Source organism: Hwangdonia lutea (genome assembly GCF_032814565.1).
GTDB lineage: Bacteria > Bacteroidota > Bacteroidia > Flavobacteriales > Flavobacteriaceae > Hwangdonia > Hwangdonia lutea.
In genome coordinates this window covers 1,659,304-1,675,687 of sequence record NZ_CP136521.1, presented here as the reverse complement: position 1 = coordinate 1,675,687, position 16,384 = coordinate 1,659,304, and the positions used below count along the sequence as shown (strand labels likewise).

Genomic DNA, 16,384 nt, shown 5'->3' with positions numbered 1-16,384 from the left:
AAAATAGTTTATGGTCCCCGCTAAATTTCAGAAAATATTTTAGAATATTTCAAAACCGTGTTTTTAATATTAAATTTTGCCATAAACTCTGGGCTGTAATTAAATGAGATGTGCTCTCGTTTTTTAATAATCTCATCAATTAGGTTTGACATATCTGCACTATTTGTATTAAAAGTTAGGTTTTGGTTATGTTTCATAATTTCGTTTATACCGCCTTTTTTACTTGTTATTACAATTGTATTGTTTATTATCGCCTCTAAAACTACTCTTCCAAAAGGTTCGTTCCATTGCGATGGTACAATTAACACATCAATTTTTTTAAAAAATGATTTACTGTTAGTATAGCCTAAATAAGTAATTTTATCAGAGTTGTTTATACTTTTTAATTGTGATAAATATTCTGTTTCAACTTTTCCTGCTACTAACAGCCTCCATTCAGTATTATGTTTTAAATTATTAAAACTGTCTAGCATAAGTTCAACACCTTTTTCTTTGTTTATCTGCCCTATGTAGCCAAATATTACTTCATTTTTGTTTAAAAACTTTATTTTTCTAGGGGTATAATTAAATTTAAATCCATTATAAACAACCTCACTTTTAACGTCCTTAAAATAGCCTTGTTTTAAATGGTCTTGAAGTACATAATTACTTATTCCTATAACATAATCTAAGTTCTTAGAATTTCTTTTTTTTAGGCTTGTTAGTGCTTTACAGTCTAAACACAATGTGTTACAATTACTATCATTTTTAAATTTTGTGGTTTTGGGGCATTGCAAGTAATAATCTCTTATTGTGTGTACTGTTTTTATATTTTTAAATTTAGCCAATTGCCAAATTCGTGTTGAGAAACCTGCTAAATTATTGGTAAATAAAACATCGGGTTTAAAAGAATTAAAAATGGTATTAATTTTTTTATCGTATCGCTTGTTATTGGTGTCTTTAATATGCCAATTAAGCTTTGATAGTTTGCTTTTTGAATGGCTAGAAAAAGGCCAAAAAGTATTTTCGATTTTAAGTCGCCAGACAGCGATATTGTTCACCTCCTCAAAGTTATCTGTTTCTCCTAATGTTAAAACACCTACAGTAATACCTACGATGCTAAATTCTTCAGCAAGCGATTGAACTGATATTTCAGCCCCTCCAATTTTATAAGGATAATATAAAGTGTTTACTATTAGTACCTTCATCTTTTAAATTCCTTTAATAAATTTTTTGTTTTATTTTTTGTTGATAAGACAATTATTAATAAGATAAACAAATAAATAAAAAGTTTGATAACTAAATTAAATGGATTAAAAAAACTAAGCAATGAAACACTAAAGAATATTAAAGGCGTACATATTAAAAACAATTCTGGATACTTCAATTTTAAATACTTTCGATAAAAAAACTTTAAAGAAATAACAAGTACAACTTTAGTAATAAGTGTGGAAATAGCAGCACCGTTTATACCATATAATGGAATTAAATATATATTTAAAAGTATATTGATTACAGCTGCTGAAATGGTTGATATGGGTATAATTCTATTGCCCCTACCTTGTATATCGTAAAATAAAGAACCTGCAAAAAAATAGTAAACGCCATGATAAACAAAAGCAAAGGATATAAAAGGAATTACCTGCCATGAATTATGGTAAATTTCGGGGGTTATTATGCTTATAATTTCTTTGCCAAAAAAAGATAATGCTAATGCTATAAAACAATAAAAGAGAACTAATGCTTTTGATATGATGGGTATTGCTTGTGTTTTATTTTCTTTTACAGCTTGGTTAAACCATGGTACAAAAGCTTGATTTATTGCTGATGCTAACAAAAAAACAATACTTCCAAAATTATTTCCAATACTGTATATTCCAGCAGAAGCCGTTGATAAAAGTTTATTTATTAATATTCTATCAATAAGGTTTGTAGCTACACCAGAAACAGTATGGGGTATTATTGGGAAAGAATATTTTAGTACTTTCTTTAAAATTCCTAAATCAATACCAAACGTTATTTCTTTTCTAAAACTTATTAAAGAATAAACAAAAAATATAACATTTGTTATGGCTAGAGCTCCAAGAACTCCTATTGCACCTTTATCAAAAACAATAACCCCAATTAATAAAAGCGTAAGGTTTGTTACAAAAAACAACATGTTGTTTTTACCAAAAGCATTACCTTTTTGCTTGGCTTGAAGCGAGTTCTGAAAAATAGTATAACAGGGGTTAAAAAGAACAGAGATCAACCCCAGAGCCATATATGGATAGAAATTTATTTCGTCTAAAAAAGGCTTTAAAAAAAAGTTCCTGCCTAAATAAATTACAATAGTTAGAACGATGCTATTTATTAAAACAAAGGTTATTATGGTACCAAATAGTTTTTTTATTAAAGTTTCATCTGTTTTATGCTCGTAGTAAAATCTATTAAGGCTACCGTGTAAAGCCATTAAGTAAAAAACATTCAAGAATGTGTTTATTGTTATAACTACAGTTACTATGCCATAATCATCGGTAGTCAAATATAGTGTTAAAACAGGAATTAACAGGAAGTTTGTTCCTTTTTGCAATAAGGAAATTACACCATAAACACTGGAGTTTTTTACAAGCTTTTTTATTTCCATTAAACTTTAGATTTTATTATCTCGCAAATCTTTTTAACAGATTTACCATAAAAAACAGAATTTAATGAAGCATTATAGTAAGTTGCTCTTTGCTGTATATTTGGTTTGTTTAAACAAATGTTGCTAATTTCAGTTTTTAAATCATCTATTTGATTAAAATGTTTGATTAAATCATTTTTTACAAAATCATAATAATCTAAAAAACTAGATTTATTAAAACTAAAACTCATAGAATAAACATTTAACATTACGGCCTCTAAGTGTATTGAAGATTCTGCCGCTATTAAGGCATCAATTTGTTTTAAAAAGCTAAAAGCTGATTCTTTTTTCGAAAGTGATTTTTTAACACCACTTAGCTTTAATTCTCTTTTGTCTGATGGGTGTGCTCTAACTACAAAAGTTATGGCAGGAAAACTATGTTTTAAATTATTTACTAAATCTATTACGGTTTCAACATCATCCATGGCATTGTAAGCGACTCCTATTTTTTTAATGACTTTATTGGTATTAACATGGTTAATATAGTTGTCAAATTTTGGCATGCCTACTAAATGTACTTCTGAATTGGTTTTTCCTATACCAAGATATTTATCTTTTGAATCTTGTCCTTCAAGCAATGCGTAATCAAAATCTAAGGCAGGAAAATACTTTGAAACCGAAGCGTGTTGGATATAAAATGTTGGGATTTCTAAAAATTTTGCTGCTAATAATAAACCGCGCGGTACAATTTCATGATCGTTTGCAAAAACAATCCCCTTTGGTTTGTTTTTCTTTATGCACCTAATGCTTTCTGTAAAAACACCATTTGCTTTAAATAATAGGTCATAGCATTCTTTTTTTTTTATATGGTTTTTAGGTTTAAAAAAAAAGAGTTTAAATAAAAACAGTAAGTCGTAAAAAAACTTATAGTTAAAATTAAGAGGGTAGCTATCTTTAAATTTAAGTTTAAAGCTATAAGGAACAACAAAAATAGCATTGTCAATATTGTTTTTAATTAATTTAAGGGCTTCATGGTTATTTGATGAAATACTAAAAAACCAAACTTTTTTTTTGGGGATTTTATTTTTTATAAAAATTTTAAAGACATCTTTAACAAACTCGGTTGTAATTATTTTTATTTTTTTTAAGTGTGATTGTGGCGAAATTTGATTTCTTCTTTCTGAGGTAATAATATCAAGATAGCCAGAAAACCATATTTGTAATATATCTTCCCAAACATTATTAAATCTGTCTGATTTATACTCCATCGTCAATTAGTGTTTTAAGGCTACTTGTTGTGTTGTTGTATTATTGTATTATTTTTTTATTTTCGTTTAAAAATAATTCTTCTATTTTAATATTGTTTTTAATAATAATTTTTTCAACAAATTCTCTAAATACACCTTCTCCTCCTTTTTTCTTTAGTTTCCAATCAACTATTTTTTTTATGTACTTTGGAGCGCTTTTGGGGCAAGCACTTAATCCTACTTTCAATAAAAGTTTGTAATCGTTTATGTCATCACCAATGTAAGCAACATCTTCCCATTTAATACTTAGTTCTTTTATTAAGTTTTGTACAGTACTAACTTTGTCTTTAATGCCTAGAAAGACATAATCCATTTTCAATTTTTCTCCTCTTCGCATCACTGCTTTAGAATTTTCTCCAGTTATTATGCCACAGGGGATATTTAAATTTCTAGAAAACAAAACTCCTGCACTATCATAGGTATTAAATTTTTTAAATTCACTTCCTGTTTCGTCGTAGTACATACCTCCATCGGTCCATACACCATCTATATCTGTTAATATTAATTTTGGTAACATTGGGATTTATTTGATGCTAGTTGAATAAATTATTTCGTTTTTAGGCAAATCAATTATTAATTCTTTGCCAATAATTTCTGATTTTTCTGCCCATTTAAATCCGTTTCCAGGGCTTAACATCTGCAAATCTTCTTCTGTTATAATGTGGCCTTTCTTTAGTATTTTATTTGTAGCTATGGATCGTTCTAACTTTTCTCTTGCTGCTATAACAGAGTCTTCAATAAATATTTTTTCTTCACCTAAGGATAGCTCTAAGTTTCTTATATCTCTCATCATTCTATATATCCCGTCAATAGCCAAAGACCCGGCTTGGTCTGTACCTTTCATTTGCCTATCAAGTGTTATGTGCTTTTCTATTATTTCTGCACCCATGGCAACTGCTGCAAGTGGGGTTGCAATACCAATTGTATGATCTGAATATCCAATTGTATATTGTGGATAATGTTTTTGTAAATATGAAATTGTTTTTAGATTAACGTTCTCGTATTTAGTAGGATACTCTGAAACACAATGTAAAATAGAAATATTTGAATGGTATTTATTAATTATATCTAAAGCAATATTTAACTCGTTTTCACCCGCCATTCCTGTAGAAATTATAATTGGAATTTTTGTTTCTGCTAAAGCAGATAAAAGCGGTAAATTTGTTAAATCTCTGGATGCTACCTTTAATTTGTCTGGGGTAAATAGTTTTAACATAGACATGCAGCCAATGGCACAGAGAGTTTCTATAAAATCTAGCCCTTTTGATTTGGCATATTTATACAATTCATAATGCTGTTCATCATCTAACTCTAGAAACGCTCTGTGTTCTCCATAAGTTTTTCCAAAGGAATTTGGTGTATTATAGGGGTTTTGCATTTGAGAAGAGGAAAGTTCTTGAGACAAATCTCTTTTTGTTAGTTTAACAGCATCCATGACCTTTAATTCTTTGTTAAAAAGCTTATCATGTATTGGTCTGCTTACTACATCGATTATAAGTTTAGCTATATCTACAGATCCATTATGGTTCTGGCCTATTTCTCCTATTATGTATGTCATTTTATATTATTTATTATTTCAGTTTGCATTTCTTGCAACAGCTTTTTATTTGATTTTAAATACTTAACAAGTTCTGTATAATCAAAATTTTTATTTTTAATTTTCTTGTACCAATTAAAATAAATAAATTTTAAGTTGTTAAAATCTTTTTCAGTATCAAGGGTACATCTTACCGAATTAGAAACTTCTTTATTTATAAATTTCACCACAAAATCTTTAGGGTGCGTATATATGCAATTTGTTACATGCTCTTGGCAGTTTAAGTTGTTAGATTCGTAAACTTTTTTTAATGCTTTAACTGAGACTATTTCAGAAAAAAAACCGCTGTGTGTTAAAATACTTGGTTTTTCGTCAATTTCATAAGCTAGATAGTCTTCTCCATCAAAAACATCTAAAAGTTCAGAAATAAGGTTTAAATCAATAAAAGGATTATCTGAACATACTCTAACAATATATTCTAAATCAAATTTTTTTGCACTATCTAAGAAGCGTTCTAAAACATTTTGTTCAGAACCAAAGAACACAGGAAGATTGTATTTTTTTGCGTAATTTTCTAGTACAATATCACTTTTATTTGTTGTTGTTGCTAGAATAATTGGTAATTTACTTTCAAGTAATTTTATCCTGCTAAGAAGTATATCCAAAAAAGTTGTGTCTTCATCGAATGGTATAATAATTTTATTTGGAAATCGTGTCGATGATGTTCTTGCTTGAATAATTACTCCTATATTTCTTTTTATCATTATATTAAATCTATTAAACAGATTGATATAGTTATTCGTACAAAAATACTATAATTCTTTGCTCTTACAAGTTTTACTTTGCTAGTTAAATTTTTTCTTTAATATTATGTAAACCAATGTCGTAAGAAAACGCATTAAATATTAACTTGGTTTTTGTTAAGGGTAAGTAAAAACTAGACACTAAAACATTATAGATGTTCTTCTAAATATAAAGCCATAATGTAGTAAAAATTGGATTGCGTATGGCAAGTAAACTACAAAAAAAATGGCAAACCCATTATGTTTTATTTTAAAATGGTCTGTTTTGGTCGTCGTGCAAAAGTACGATAATTCTTTGCCTTTACAAGTTTTATGTGCTCATATAAGTGTTCTTTTAGTATATTTTTGGCAAAACCATACCAAGTCATTTCTCCTTCATCACAAAAATGTTTTATTCCGTAATCTTTTGATTTGATTGCAATTAGACTTATTATGTATTTTGCTAGGTTCTCAGTGTTTGTTGGACAACCTAGTTGATCATCAGTTATTAGTAAAGCTTCTCCTGCTTTAGCCTTTTTTAAAATGGTTTTATAAAAGTTATGTCCGTATTGTTTACTGTACAACCACGAGGTTCTTACTATAAAGTAGTCATCTAAAATATCTTGAACATGTTGCTCGCCTAATAGTTTGGACTTACCATATTCGTTAATAGGATTTGGGATGTCTTTGATTGTATAAGGCTCTGTTTTCTCACCATCAAAAACATAATCGGTTGAAATATGGATTAATACTGTATCGGTTTCTTTACAAGCCTCAGCTAAATACTTTACACCTTCGGCATTTACTTTATAGGCTATTTCAGGTGTTTTTTCTGCTTGCTCCACATTGGTGTAAGCGGCACAATTTATACAATAATCAAACTTGTTATTTTTAAAAAACGGTTTTAAATCGGCCTCTTTGGTAATATCTAATTCTGATTTAGTAACAAAAGTAAATTCTAGGCCGTATTTATTTTTAGCGAACAACTCATTAATGGTTTTTCCTAATTGACCATTGGCTCCGGTTACCAAAACGCGTTTATTCATTTAAGTAAACTTTTAATGTTGGTAGTGCTTTGTCTTTTTCTGAAAGTATTAGGTCTTCCGTCGGGAAACTCCAATTAATATTTAATTCTTTATCATTATAAATAATACCTCTTTCTGATGCTTTATTATAATAATTATCGCATTTATAAGAAAAAATGGTTTGGTCTTCTAAAACCAAAAAACCATGAGCAAATCCTTTGGGAATGTAAAGTTGTTTGTGATCAACCGCATCTAAAACTATTGAAAAGTGTTTCCCAAAGGTTATTGAATCTTTTCTCAAATCTACACAAACATCTAAAACTTTGCCTTTAATTACCCTAACAAGTTTGGCTTGAGCAAACGCACCAGTTTGTAAATGCAGTCCTCTTAAAACCCCTTTTGAGGATTGCGATTGGTTGTCTTGAATAAAGTTGGTGGCAATTCCTGTTTTAGCTTCGAATTGAGCTTTGTTAAAACTTTCAAAAAAATAACCTCTTTCGTCTTTAATTACATTAGGCGCGATTACAAAACAGCCTTTCAAATTTGTTTCTTCAACCGTCATGTTAATCTATTAATTGTTGAAGGTATTCGCCGTAGCCGCTTTTTAGCAATGGCTGTGCTAGTTTATTTAGTTGAACGCTGTCAATGTATCCCATTTTATATGCCACTTCCTCAATACATCCTATTTTTTGACCTTGACGATCCTCAATAACTTGTACAAATTGAGAAGCCTGCATGAGCGATGCAAAAGTACCAGTATCTAACCAAGCTGTGCCTTTATCTAAAATTTCTACATTAAGCGCTCCTTTAATTAAATAAGCTTTATTAATATCTGTTATTTCTAGTTCGCCCCTATGGCTCGGTTTTATGTCCTTTGCAATTTCAACAACATTGTTGTCATAAAAATATATGCCCGGAACCGCAAAATTAGATTTTGGTTGTTTTGGTTTTTCTTCAATTGAAACCGCTTTGTTTTGGTCATCGAACTCAACAACGCCATAGCGCTGTGGATCGTTAACATGATAGGCAAAAATAACACCTCCGTTTGGATTAACGCTAGCTCGTAAAATGCTGTTTAAACCTGAACCATAGAATATATTGTCGCCTAAAATAAGGGCTACGCTATCGTTTCCTATAAATTCTTCACCAATAATAAAGGCTTCGGCCAATCCGTTTGGCTCCTCTTGAATGGCGTATTGGAAATGACATCCATAATCGCTTCCATCGCCCAATAATTCCTTAAATTTCGGGGTATCTTTTGAGGTCGAAATGATTAAAATATCTTGTATTCCCGCAGACATTAACGTGGTAAGCGGATAATAAATCATGGGTTTATCGTAAACAGGCATAAGTTGTTTGCTAACCACTTTGGTTAGTGGGTGCAAACGCGTGCCCGAACCTCCTGCTAATATAATGCCCTTCATGATTAGTTTGAATATTTATTGATATACCAGTTTACGGTTTTTGTTATGCCAGTTTCAAAATTTTCCTGTGCTTGCCAACCCAATTCGGTTTCAATTTTTGACGCATCAATGGCATACCTGTAATCATGCCCCGGTCTGTCTGAAACAAAAGAAATTTGATTTTTATACGATTTATCTTTAGGTTTTAATTCGTCTAAAATTTCACAAATTCTATTTGCAATATATAAATTATTACGTTCGTTATTGCCACCTATATTATAAGTTTCGCCTGAAACACCTTTATTAAATACTAAATCTATCCCGATACAGTGATCTAAAACATATAACCAATCGCGAACGTTTGTTCCGTCGCCATAAATAGGGATGTTTTCTCCAGACAGTGCTTTTCTAATTATGGTTGGTATAAGTTTTTCGTCGTGTTGATTGGGGCCGTAATTGTTTGAGCAATTGGTAGTAACCACATTCATTCCGTAAGTATGAAAATAGCTTCGAACAATAAAATCTGAAGACGCTTTTGAAGCGCTATATGGGCTGTTTGGTGCATAGGGCGTTTGTTCTGTAAATAAGCCTTTTTCTCCCAAAGTGCCATAAACCTCATCTGTTGAAATGTGATGAAATCTTGAGTTTTTATGCTGTGGTTTTGGCGAGTTTGCAGCATCCATCCAATGGTTTTTAGCCACATCAATTAAATTAAATGTTCCTACAATATTCGTATTAATAAAAGCTGTTGGACTATTAATAGAATTATCTACATGTGACTCTGCCGCAAAATGTATAACCCCTTTAAAATCGTATTGTGTAAATATACGTTCAATTAAGCCTCTATCACAAATATCACCCTTAATAAAAGTGTATCTGTTGTTGTTTTCTACACTAGCTAAATTTGTTACATTAGCTGCGTAGGTTAGTTTATCAATGTTTACTATTTTAACACTTGAGTGGCTTTCTAAATAATAAGGGATAAAATTTGACCCGATAAATCCAGCTCCACCTGTTATTAAAATAGTCATAGTCTATATTTTATCTTTATAGCGCCCTAAAAACTTAATAAACTCTAAACCAATTAAGACTAAAAAAGTTAGTGTTAACAAAATCAAAGCGTAATAGCTTTTTAAGCCCATTGGTTCGCCAAAAATTTCTTTGCTGTTATCCATAGAGCCACTGTCTTGCTTACTCGATGTTATTTCAATAATGTGTTGTTTGTCGGCAATGTTTCTTTCTATTTCTACTAACTTTTCTCTTAATTCCAAGTCTTTAGAGTACAATTCAAACTCCTTTGTAGAACTTCCAGTGTCTTTGTTATCAATTGTAATTCTTGCCTGAGAATTGTTATTGTTTTCGGCGGCTTTTATAATGGCTTTTTGGTAAACCGAAAGTAAAGTATCAGATTTAATCAACGACCTATTTATTGCTGCAGCCTGTTCATTTAATGCTTTTATATCTTTTTCCTGTACTCTTTTAAAGTATGGATTAGAGTTTATATTTTCAATAATATTATTAAAAACGGCACTAAAGCTATTTCTTTCTTTGGCTTTAATAGTAATTTGCTGATACCTATGATTGTAATCCTTATCATTTTTTAAAAACGATTCATAGGTAACAGTTGCAGCTACGGTAGAATCAAGTGTTTTAATATAACTATCATAAGCTTGAATTTTTTGATTTTCACTAATTATTGATTCTATTTCTAAGTCAATAATCGAAGATAGCGCATCCTGTTTTATATCTAAAACTCCCTCTAAAGTGCTTATATCTCCCTGTCTTACTAAATCATTATAGTAACTAATGGCATTATATAAATTTTCTCCGGTATTGTAATTTTGCTTAACCGTTATGTACGATTTATATACCGGTTCGGAAGTTTTTTCAAACAAAATACCTAAAGCCACCCCAACAATGCCAGCAATTACAAACTTGATAAAGTGCTTTTTTAAGAAAAACACCACCCAAACAAATGCTAAAAAAAGCCCATTCAATATGCTTCCAATAAACTTAAAAAAGCGGTCAAAAGCATTTCCAATAAGTTTAAACAACTGTCCTAAATCAACTTCTTCAGACGGGTTTTGTTGTGGCAAATCTTTACTCATAATTTTATTGTGTTAATTAAATAGTTGTTCTAATATTTTTCTGGTTATTAAATAGGTTGGCTTTACGCCTGAGGTTCCCAATCCGCCAGACGCTAAAGTACTTCCAGTCTCTAAAGGATTATCACTGGCGTAATAAGCGTAACGCACTTTTACGTTTGGGTTTATGCTATTTCTCACCTTGGAAGCCGCTTGAATGGCCTTTTGGTAATGGGCACCTTCCATTTCCAAACCTATAACGTGCCATGTCGAATCATGGAAAAACTTTAAAATATCCTTATTTTGCAACGATGTACCCAAAACGGTAATCATGGAGCCTTGGCAAACATTTACGTTTTCACCTTCAAAATCTTCTTTTTTCAATTCATTTTTAAAAGGATAGTTATCTGCCGTTCCTTCAAAAATATGTGCCGTGGGAATCATAATATCGCCTTTCCCGCCTTCTAAAATTCCCGCTTTACCCATAATGGAAATAGATTCTACATTTAAATGGATATCTTTTCCTTTTGCGGTATAGGGCTTCAATAATTCATCAATCGTTTCGTAGGCTTGCTCACCAAAAGCGTAATCCATTACAAACACCACTGGTTTTTCTTTTAAAACAGTTTCGTTTGTTTTTATGTCTATTTTAGAAGCGTCTATTTTATCGGTATCAAAAATCTGAACGTCGATGTTGGTGCCAGAGCTGTCCTTAATATAAATCATCCCGTTAAGCAAGGCTTCTCTCGTGACTTTATTTCGAAGGCTTTCGCTTTCTTTTTGGCTTAAAGACTCATAAACCTCAAAAATATCTTTTTTAGATTTTAAAGCACTTGGCGCAAAAAGCGTATTCATAACACTGTGCATATTGGCACTAATAATATGTATTGGCCGTTCTAGCAAATTGTTTTTATGTAAGGTTTCTTTAATCGTATTTGCCCAAATCTCGCCGTGAATATGGTGTCCAAGACGCTCACGAAGCACCGGACTAAAAGTAACCGTACGCTTATTGTTATTTATCTTTTCTTCAATGGCAAGTTTACCCAACCAATACACAATATGCAACAGTCGTTCGGGTTGTTTAGGTGTTGCAAATTTAGAATAAACATTGGTTAACTCATTAAAGGTGCGCCCCAAAATATTAGCCGTATGGGTAATGGCAATTTCACGCTCGGGTTGCGTGAGTTTCTTCGCTGATGTTACCGCTTTTTCCAACTTTATCCAATCTCTTGTGGTAGCTCCGTTTTCATCAATAATGACCCGATTACTAATTTTGTGCGATTCAATAAAAAGAAAGGTAAGGTGCGTTAAAATATCGTAGATGTCCGATCGTCCTCTGGTAATCTCAATATTCATTTGTTCGGCATCTATCCTATAACAATTACGACGCCTTTTGGGCGGAATTATAGGTTTAAAATGCGAATTTGCATAACCCTCATCGCTCGTTAAATTAATAAAAGTACACTCTTCAATACCAATTGGAAGTCTATCGATAACATAAAGCAACCCTTCTAATTCTGCCTTTTCATCGCCAATGGAACCGTAAATTTCTGGTCGTAACAACAGTAAAGATTGCCTTAAGGTTTCGCCCGAAACGCCCATGGGTTTGTAAAACCCCCGATTAAACAAATGACGCATTGTTATGTACATTCTCTCAATGGCATTCGAGCTTTCTTGTGCTCTTGTTCTTTCGTGACGTTTCTTTTTACTCATACTTATTAAATTCTTGCAAAGATAATACTATTTGTATTACTTTAAACATGAAAGCTTCAATGGTATTGGTCAATTTAAATTTTTTAATCCGTCGAAAAATGATTAGCAATCTTCCTGTCGTTTGATAGGCGTGGGATTTTATTCTGTCCGCCCAATTTTCCAACAGATTTCATATAGTCTTGAAATCCGCCTTTTTTAACTTTAGTAATTTTAAGCGATTGCAAAACTTTACCTTTAATTAAATCGAAATAATAACTGTTTTGTTCTTGAAGCGATTGGTCTATTTTTTTCGCTAACGCGGAAAGATTTTCGGGCTCGTTTTCAAACTCTACAAACCATTCGTGATACGGCAAACCTTCAGTTGGATTAATTTGAGGCGCCACCGTAAATTCTGAAACCCTAACCTCTGTATTTAAAGTGGCTTCTTTCATGGCCTGTTCAACTTCTTTACCAATCACGTGCTCACCAAAAGCTGATATAAAATGCTTTATTCTTCCTGAAACGATTACACGGTATGGGTTTAATGATGTAAATTCTACCGTATCGCCAATATTATAAGCCCAAAGTCCGGCATTGGTAGAAATTATCATCACATAATTCACCCCTATTTCTACATCAGCAATCGTGATGCGTTTGGGGTTGTCATTAAAAAAATCATCGATTTTAATAAACTCATAAAAAATACCAGAGTTTAATTGAAGCAACATGCCTTTTTCGTTTTGTTTATCTTGAAATGCAAAAAAACCTTCGCTGGCGGGATACAATTCTATGCTATCTACTTTTCTGCCAATAAGATTTTCAAACTTTGCGCGATAGGGCTCGTAATTTACACCGCCAAAAATAAAAAGGTTGAAGTTTTTAAAAATATCGCCTACTTTTTTGCCTGTTTTTTGTTGCAGTTTTTCAAAATACATTTGCACCCACGACGGAATACCCGAAATAACCGTCATATTTTCAGGCAAGGTTTCTTCAACAATGGCATCCACTTTAGTTTCCCAATCTTCAATGCAATTGGTTTCCCAGGATGGCAATCTGTTTTTTTGAAGGTACTTGGGCACATAATGGGCTACAATGCCCGAAAGCCTACCTAGTTGAATGCCATTCTGTTCTTTTAAAACTGGGCTGCCTTGTAAAAAAATCATTTTACCATCAACAAATTTAGCATTCCCCGTTTCGTGAATGTACATTAAAATAGCATTTTTTGCCGCCTCAACATGTGTGGGCATACTTTCTTTGGTAATAGGAATGTATTTAGAGCCAGATGTTGTGCCCGAGGTTTTTGCAAAGTAAATGGGTTTCCCTGTCCAAAGTATATTTTCTTCGCCCGCCACTGCTTTTTCAACATAGGGCTTAAGTGCTTCGTAATCCCTAACAGGTACGCGTTTTACAAAATCTAAATGGTTATTTATGCTTACAAAATCGTGGTCTTTCCCAAAAACGGTTCCAGCCCCTTTACTTATTAATTCTTGAAAAACCCGCTCTTGTGTTTCAATAGGCTTATCCGCCCATTTTTTTATGCGCTTATAAACATGTTTTGCGAATGGTTTTGCTAAAGCCGATTTTATTGATAGCATTAATTTACTTTTACTGTTAAATATTATATCGAGCGCAGCCGATACCTTTTATTAATTTTGCTTTTAATCTCTCGACTGCGCTCGAGGGAAGAGCTTTTATTCGAAATCTATAAAGTTTGTTGGGTTAATGGGATAGCCATCGTTCCAAAGCTCGAAATGCAAATGTGGTCCTGTTGAAAACTCTCCTGAATCTCCCGCAGTGGCTATCACCTCACCAGCTTTTACCAAATCGCCTTGTGTTTTTGTTAATGCTCCATTGTGTTTGTACACCGAAATTAAGCCATAACTATGCTCAATAATTATAACGTGCCCCGTAGTTGGAGTCCATTCTGCAAAAATTACTATACCGTCGGCGGTGGCTTTAATGGGCGCATCTTTGGGTACTACAATATCTACCGCATAATGTTTTTCCTCCAGGTTGTAGGGCTCGCTAATCGTACCGTTTACTGGGGGAAATAGCACAAAATTTGAAGCCGATATAGCCGATTCAAAGAGGTTGTATTTATCTTCTTTGGCTACTTTTTCACGCAACAACGAATCTTCTAAACTTGGGCTTAAATCTATTTCGGTGTCTTCTAATTTTATGGCTTCAACTATAGAATCTTTGTTAAAATCTACTACGCTTACATCGCCTTGCAATACTTTTTTTATCGATGAGAAGTACCTTTCGTTCATAGAAATAACCTGTTGCAACGAATCGGTTTTATAACTTAGTTCGACGGCTTTCTTTTTTAAAGCTGTTGAAGAATATCCCGGAATATACTCTCTAAGTGCGGTAAATGCAATTAAGGCGTATGTTGCGCTAATTAATACAATTACGGAGATTGAAGCCAACACAAAAACATTTAATCGGGTTAATTTGAAAGACAAGCGCTCCTCGAACGTGTTTTCGTTTAAAATAACCAAGCGATACTTATCGAGTAATTTTCGTTTTATTTTTTTTGGTTCTTTCTTTTCATTCTTCATGTTAAAAACAAAAATATATAAAATTATGGCACGAGGAGTTTCTCTTTGTACTAAAGTTAGCTTTAAAACGCCATTATTAAACTTTAATTATTAACTTTGCTTTTTAAATTTTAAAGTTATGAGTTTTTATATATTACCATTAGCGATTGGTCCTTGGCAAATAGCCTTAATTGTTGTTGTTGTTTTACTGTTATTTGGCGGTAAAAAAATACCGGAATTAATGCGAGGATTGGGTAGCGGCATTAAAGAATTTAAAGACGCTAGCAAAGAAGAAGGCGATGAACCTGCAAACGATAAAAAATAATAAAAGTGTATTTTGTTATAATGAAAAACCAGCTATTAAGCTGGTTTTTTTTATGCCTTAATTTTAAATGAAGGTCGATACAATGCGTTTAAAGATGCAGGGCAATGACCGCAAATATTTAGTTTATTTTAATCGTTTTAATTATGGCTTCAAGTTCGAACATATAATCGCGTTTTTCAACTGATGGCGCAAAAGCGAAGCCTTCTGCAACAACCCATCTGTTGTTAATTTTATCTTCAATGGCATAGTTAATATAGGGGCCAGCCATAAATGCACCTTTTAAATCCCAAAGCCCTTTAGTTTCTAAAGCAGGTTTGTTATCTAAAATGGTTTCAGAATGAAACGGTGTATAGGCGTTTTCGGTAATCATATACGATCCGTCAACAGGTCCGGGAATGTACTTTTTTCCAATAGAATCTCGAATTTTAATAATTTGATTTACCACGCTATCATTCCTTTTTATGGCATCTAAGGGCAATGTATAAATCATCAAATTGGTTGTTCCTGTTGAAATATCCTTTCTTATCCAAAAGAAATTATCGGTCTCTTTGGCAATACGGTAAGCCGTTTGGAACTTAACACTCAGTCCCAATTTCTCTTCAATCCTTTTTGTGCGATGAAGCGATTTACTCATTCGTCGCTGTTGTTCGGTTAGTTCTTCGTTTTTAAATTCCTCTAATATTTTTTCCGAATTGTCTTTTAGCAACCCAATAACATCGTCTTTGGTGTTTCCAGAAACCACAATCACTTTTTGAGGTTGCGCATATACATTTCTAGCCACTTTAAACCCAGGGGTTTTTCCCATTTCTATTTTTAAAATGGTACGGTTTCTTGTAATAAAGTCGGAAAATACCTTTGTTGGAATTTGGTTAATGTTAAACATGGGTTCGTCTTGTGGCAGCCCATAAATGGGTGTGGTAAGCACGTCTCTAATGGCCTCACCAACACTACCGTTCCATAGTTCGTTACTAACTACAACCGATATGTGATTCACATTTCCTGAAGAATCGAAAAGTATTCTGTCGTTCGAGGATTTTTTGTCTCCACAAGAGACAACTAGCACAATGGCTAATGCTGATAAAAGAAAATTACGCATCATTAAGTT

16 protein-coding genes are annotated in these 16,384 nt (G+C 32.4%); 1 reads left to right on the top strand and 15 read right to left on the bottom strand.

Going from position 1 to position 16,384, the window contains the following annotated elements; all coding sequences use genetic code 11:
* Window positions 1-20: 20 nt before the first annotated feature.
* The 14 genes from RNZ46_RS07215 to RNZ46_RS07150 form a co-directional block, all read right to left on the bottom strand.
* Complete coding sequence (locus tag RNZ46_RS07215) at window positions 21-1,187, bottom strand: glycosyltransferase family 4 protein (protein WP_316984705.1); 1,167 nt, start codon at window positions 1,185-1,187, stop codon at window positions 21-23.
* Window positions 1,184-2,605, bottom strand: a complete 1,422-nt coding sequence (locus RNZ46_RS07210) for a lipopolysaccharide biosynthesis protein (RefSeq protein ID WP_316984704.1) — start codon at window positions 2,603-2,605, stop codon at window positions 1,184-1,186. Before RNZ46_RS07210 ends, RNZ46_RS07215 begins: the two co-directional genes overlap by 4 nt.
* Window positions 2,605-3,852 carry a glycosyltransferase family protein gene (locus RNZ46_RS07205; RefSeq protein ID WP_316984703.1) on the bottom strand — a complete coding sequence of 416 codons (1,248 nt, stop codon included), beginning with the start codon at window positions 3,850-3,852 and terminating at the stop codon, window positions 2,605-2,607. Before RNZ46_RS07205 ends, RNZ46_RS07210 begins: the two co-directional genes overlap by 1 nt.
* 40 nt (window positions 3,853-3,892) lie before the next feature.
* A complete protein-coding gene (locus RNZ46_RS07200; protein WP_316984702.1) occupies window positions 3,893-4,408 on the bottom strand; it encodes a 3-deoxy-D-glycero-D-galacto-nonulopyranosonate 9-phosphatase in 516 nt (171 codons plus the stop codon).
* 6 nt (window positions 4,409-4,414) lie between these two features.
* Window positions 4,415-5,449, bottom strand: a complete 1,035-nt coding sequence (locus tag RNZ46_RS07195) for an N-acetylneuraminate synthase family protein (protein WP_316984701.1) — start codon at window positions 5,447-5,449, stop codon at window positions 4,415-4,417.
* Entirely contained in the window at window positions 5,446-6,192 is a 747-nt protein-coding gene (locus RNZ46_RS07190) for a cytidylyltransferase domain-containing protein (RefSeq protein WP_316984700.1), read from the bottom strand. The genes RNZ46_RS07195 and RNZ46_RS07190 overlap by 4 nt, the downstream gene beginning before the upstream one ends.
* Before the next feature lie 284 nt (window positions 6,193-6,476).
* Window positions 6,477-7,256: a dTDP-4-dehydrorhamnose reductase gene (gene rfbD / locus RNZ46_RS07185; RefSeq protein ID WP_316984699.1), complete on the bottom strand. Its 780-nt coding sequence runs from the start codon at window positions 7,254-7,256 to the stop codon at window positions 6,477-6,479.
* Complete coding sequence (gene rfbC / locus RNZ46_RS07180; RefSeq protein ID WP_316984698.1) at window positions 7,249-7,797, bottom strand: dTDP-4-dehydrorhamnose 3,5-epimerase; 549 nt, start codon at window positions 7,795-7,797, stop codon at window positions 7,249-7,251. The genes rfbD and rfbC overlap by 8 nt, the downstream gene beginning before the upstream one ends.
* 1 nt (window position 7,798) lies before the next feature.
* Complete coding sequence (gene rfbA / locus RNZ46_RS07175; RefSeq protein ID WP_316984697.1) at window positions 7,799-8,659, bottom strand: glucose-1-phosphate thymidylyltransferase RfbA; 861 nt, start codon at window positions 8,657-8,659, stop codon at window positions 7,799-7,801.
* A 2-nt stretch (window positions 8,660-8,661) separates the two neighbouring features.
* Entirely contained in the window at window positions 8,662-9,669 is a 1,008-nt protein-coding gene (gene rfbB, locus RNZ46_RS07170) for a dTDP-glucose 4,6-dehydratase (RefSeq protein ID WP_316984696.1), read from the bottom strand.
* Window positions 9,670-9,672: 3 nt separating this feature from the next.
* The gene (locus tag RNZ46_RS07165) at window positions 9,673-10,746 is read right to left on the bottom strand and encodes a hypothetical protein (RefSeq protein WP_316984695.1); all 1,074 of its coding nucleotides are present in this window, start codon (window positions 10,744-10,746) and stop codon (window positions 9,673-9,675) included.
* A gap of 12 nt (window positions 10,747-10,758) precedes the next feature.
* A complete protein-coding gene (locus RNZ46_RS07160) occupies window positions 10,759-12,435 on the bottom strand; it encodes a DUF6909 family protein (RefSeq protein ID WP_316984694.1) in 1,677 nt (558 codons plus the stop codon).
* 83 nt (window positions 12,436-12,518) lie between these two features.
* Window positions 12,519-14,009 carry a GH3 auxin-responsive promoter family protein gene (locus RNZ46_RS07155; protein ID WP_316984693.1) on the bottom strand — a complete coding sequence of 497 codons (1,491 nt, stop codon included), beginning with the start codon at window positions 14,007-14,009 and terminating at the stop codon, window positions 12,519-12,521.
* A gap of 96 nt (window positions 14,010-14,105) precedes the next feature.
* Entirely contained in the window at window positions 14,106-14,975 is an 870-nt protein-coding gene (locus RNZ46_RS07150; RefSeq protein WP_316984692.1) for a M23 family metallopeptidase, read from the bottom strand.
* 118 nt (window positions 14,976-15,093) lie between these two features.
* Between RNZ46_RS07150 and RNZ46_RS07145 the strand changes: the two genes are divergently transcribed.
* Window positions 15,094-15,279, top strand: coding sequence for a twin-arginine translocase TatA/TatE family subunit (locus RNZ46_RS07145; RefSeq protein ID WP_316984691.1), 186 nt, complete (start codon window positions 15,094-15,096; stop codon window positions 15,277-15,279).
* A gap of 118 nt (window positions 15,280-15,397) precedes the next feature.
* Here RNZ46_RS07145 and RNZ46_RS07140 read toward each other — a convergent pair whose 3' ends face one another.
* Window positions 15,398-16,378, bottom strand: coding sequence for a DUF4837 family protein (locus RNZ46_RS07140; RefSeq protein WP_316984690.1), 981 nt, complete (start codon window positions 16,376-16,378; stop codon window positions 15,398-15,400).
* Between the last annotated feature and the right edge of the window lie 6 nt (window positions 16,379-16,384).

What these genes read in the sequence shown, in the direction of transcription:
- RNZ46_RS07190 (WP_316984700.1), bottom strand. Translation starts at nt 6,192, where the DNA reads ATGATAAAAAGAAATATAGGAGTAATTATTCAAGCAAGAACATCATCG.
- rfbB (WP_316984696.1), bottom strand. Translation starts at nt 9,669, where the DNA reads ATGACTATTTTAATAACAGGTGGAGCTGGATTTATCGGGTCAAATTTT.
- rfbA (WP_316984697.1), bottom strand. Translation starts at nt 8,659, where the DNA reads ATGAAGGGCATTATATTAGCAGGAGGTTCGGGCACGCGTTTGCACCCA.
- RNZ46_RS07215 (WP_316984705.1), bottom strand. Translation starts at nt 1,187, where the DNA reads ATGAAGGTACTAATAGTAAACACTTTATATTATCCTTATAAAATTGGA.
- rfbD (WP_316984699.1), bottom strand. Translation starts at nt 7,256, where the DNA reads ATGAATAAACGCGTTTTGGTAACCGGAGCCAATGGTCAATTAGGAAAA.
- rfbC (WP_316984698.1), bottom strand. Translation starts at nt 7,797, where the DNA reads ATGACGGTTGAAGAAACAAATTTGAAAGGCTGTTTTGTAATCGCGCCT.
- RNZ46_RS07145 (WP_316984691.1), top strand. Translation starts at nt 15,094, where the DNA reads ATGAGTTTTTATATATTACCATTAGCGATTGGTCCTTGGCAAATAGCC.
- RNZ46_RS07195 (WP_316984701.1), bottom strand. Translation starts at nt 5,449, where the DNA reads ATGACATACATAATAGGAGAAATAGGCCAGAACCATAATGGATCTGTA.
- RNZ46_RS07140 (WP_316984690.1), bottom strand. Translation starts at nt 16,378, where the DNA reads ATGATGCGTAATTTTCTTTTATCAGCATTAGCCATTGTGCTAGTTGTC.
- RNZ46_RS07150 (WP_316984692.1), bottom strand. Translation starts at nt 14,975, where the DNA reads ATGAAGAATGAAAAGAAAGAACCAAAAAAAATAAAACGAAAATTACTC.
- RNZ46_RS07210 (WP_316984704.1), bottom strand. Translation starts at nt 2,605, where the DNA reads ATGGAAATAAAAAAGCTTGTAAAAAACTCCAGTGTTTATGGTGTAATT.
- RNZ46_RS07200 (WP_316984702.1), bottom strand. Translation starts at nt 4,408, where the DNA reads ATGTTACCAAAATTAATATTAACAGATATAGATGGTGTATGGACCGAT.
- RNZ46_RS07205 (WP_316984703.1), bottom strand. Translation starts at nt 3,852, where the DNA reads ATGGAGTATAAATCAGACAGATTTAATAATGTTTGGGAAGATATATTA.
- RNZ46_RS07165 (WP_316984695.1), bottom strand. Translation starts at nt 10,746, where the DNA reads ATGAGTAAAGATTTGCCACAACAAAACCCGTCTGAAGAAGTTGATTTA.
- RNZ46_RS07155 (WP_316984693.1), bottom strand. Translation starts at nt 14,009, where the DNA reads ATGCTATCAATAAAATCGGCTTTAGCAAAACCATTCGCAAAACATGTT.
- RNZ46_RS07160 (WP_316984694.1), bottom strand. Translation starts at nt 12,435, where the DNA reads ATGAGTAAAAAGAAACGTCACGAAAGAACAAGAGCACAAGAAAGCTCG.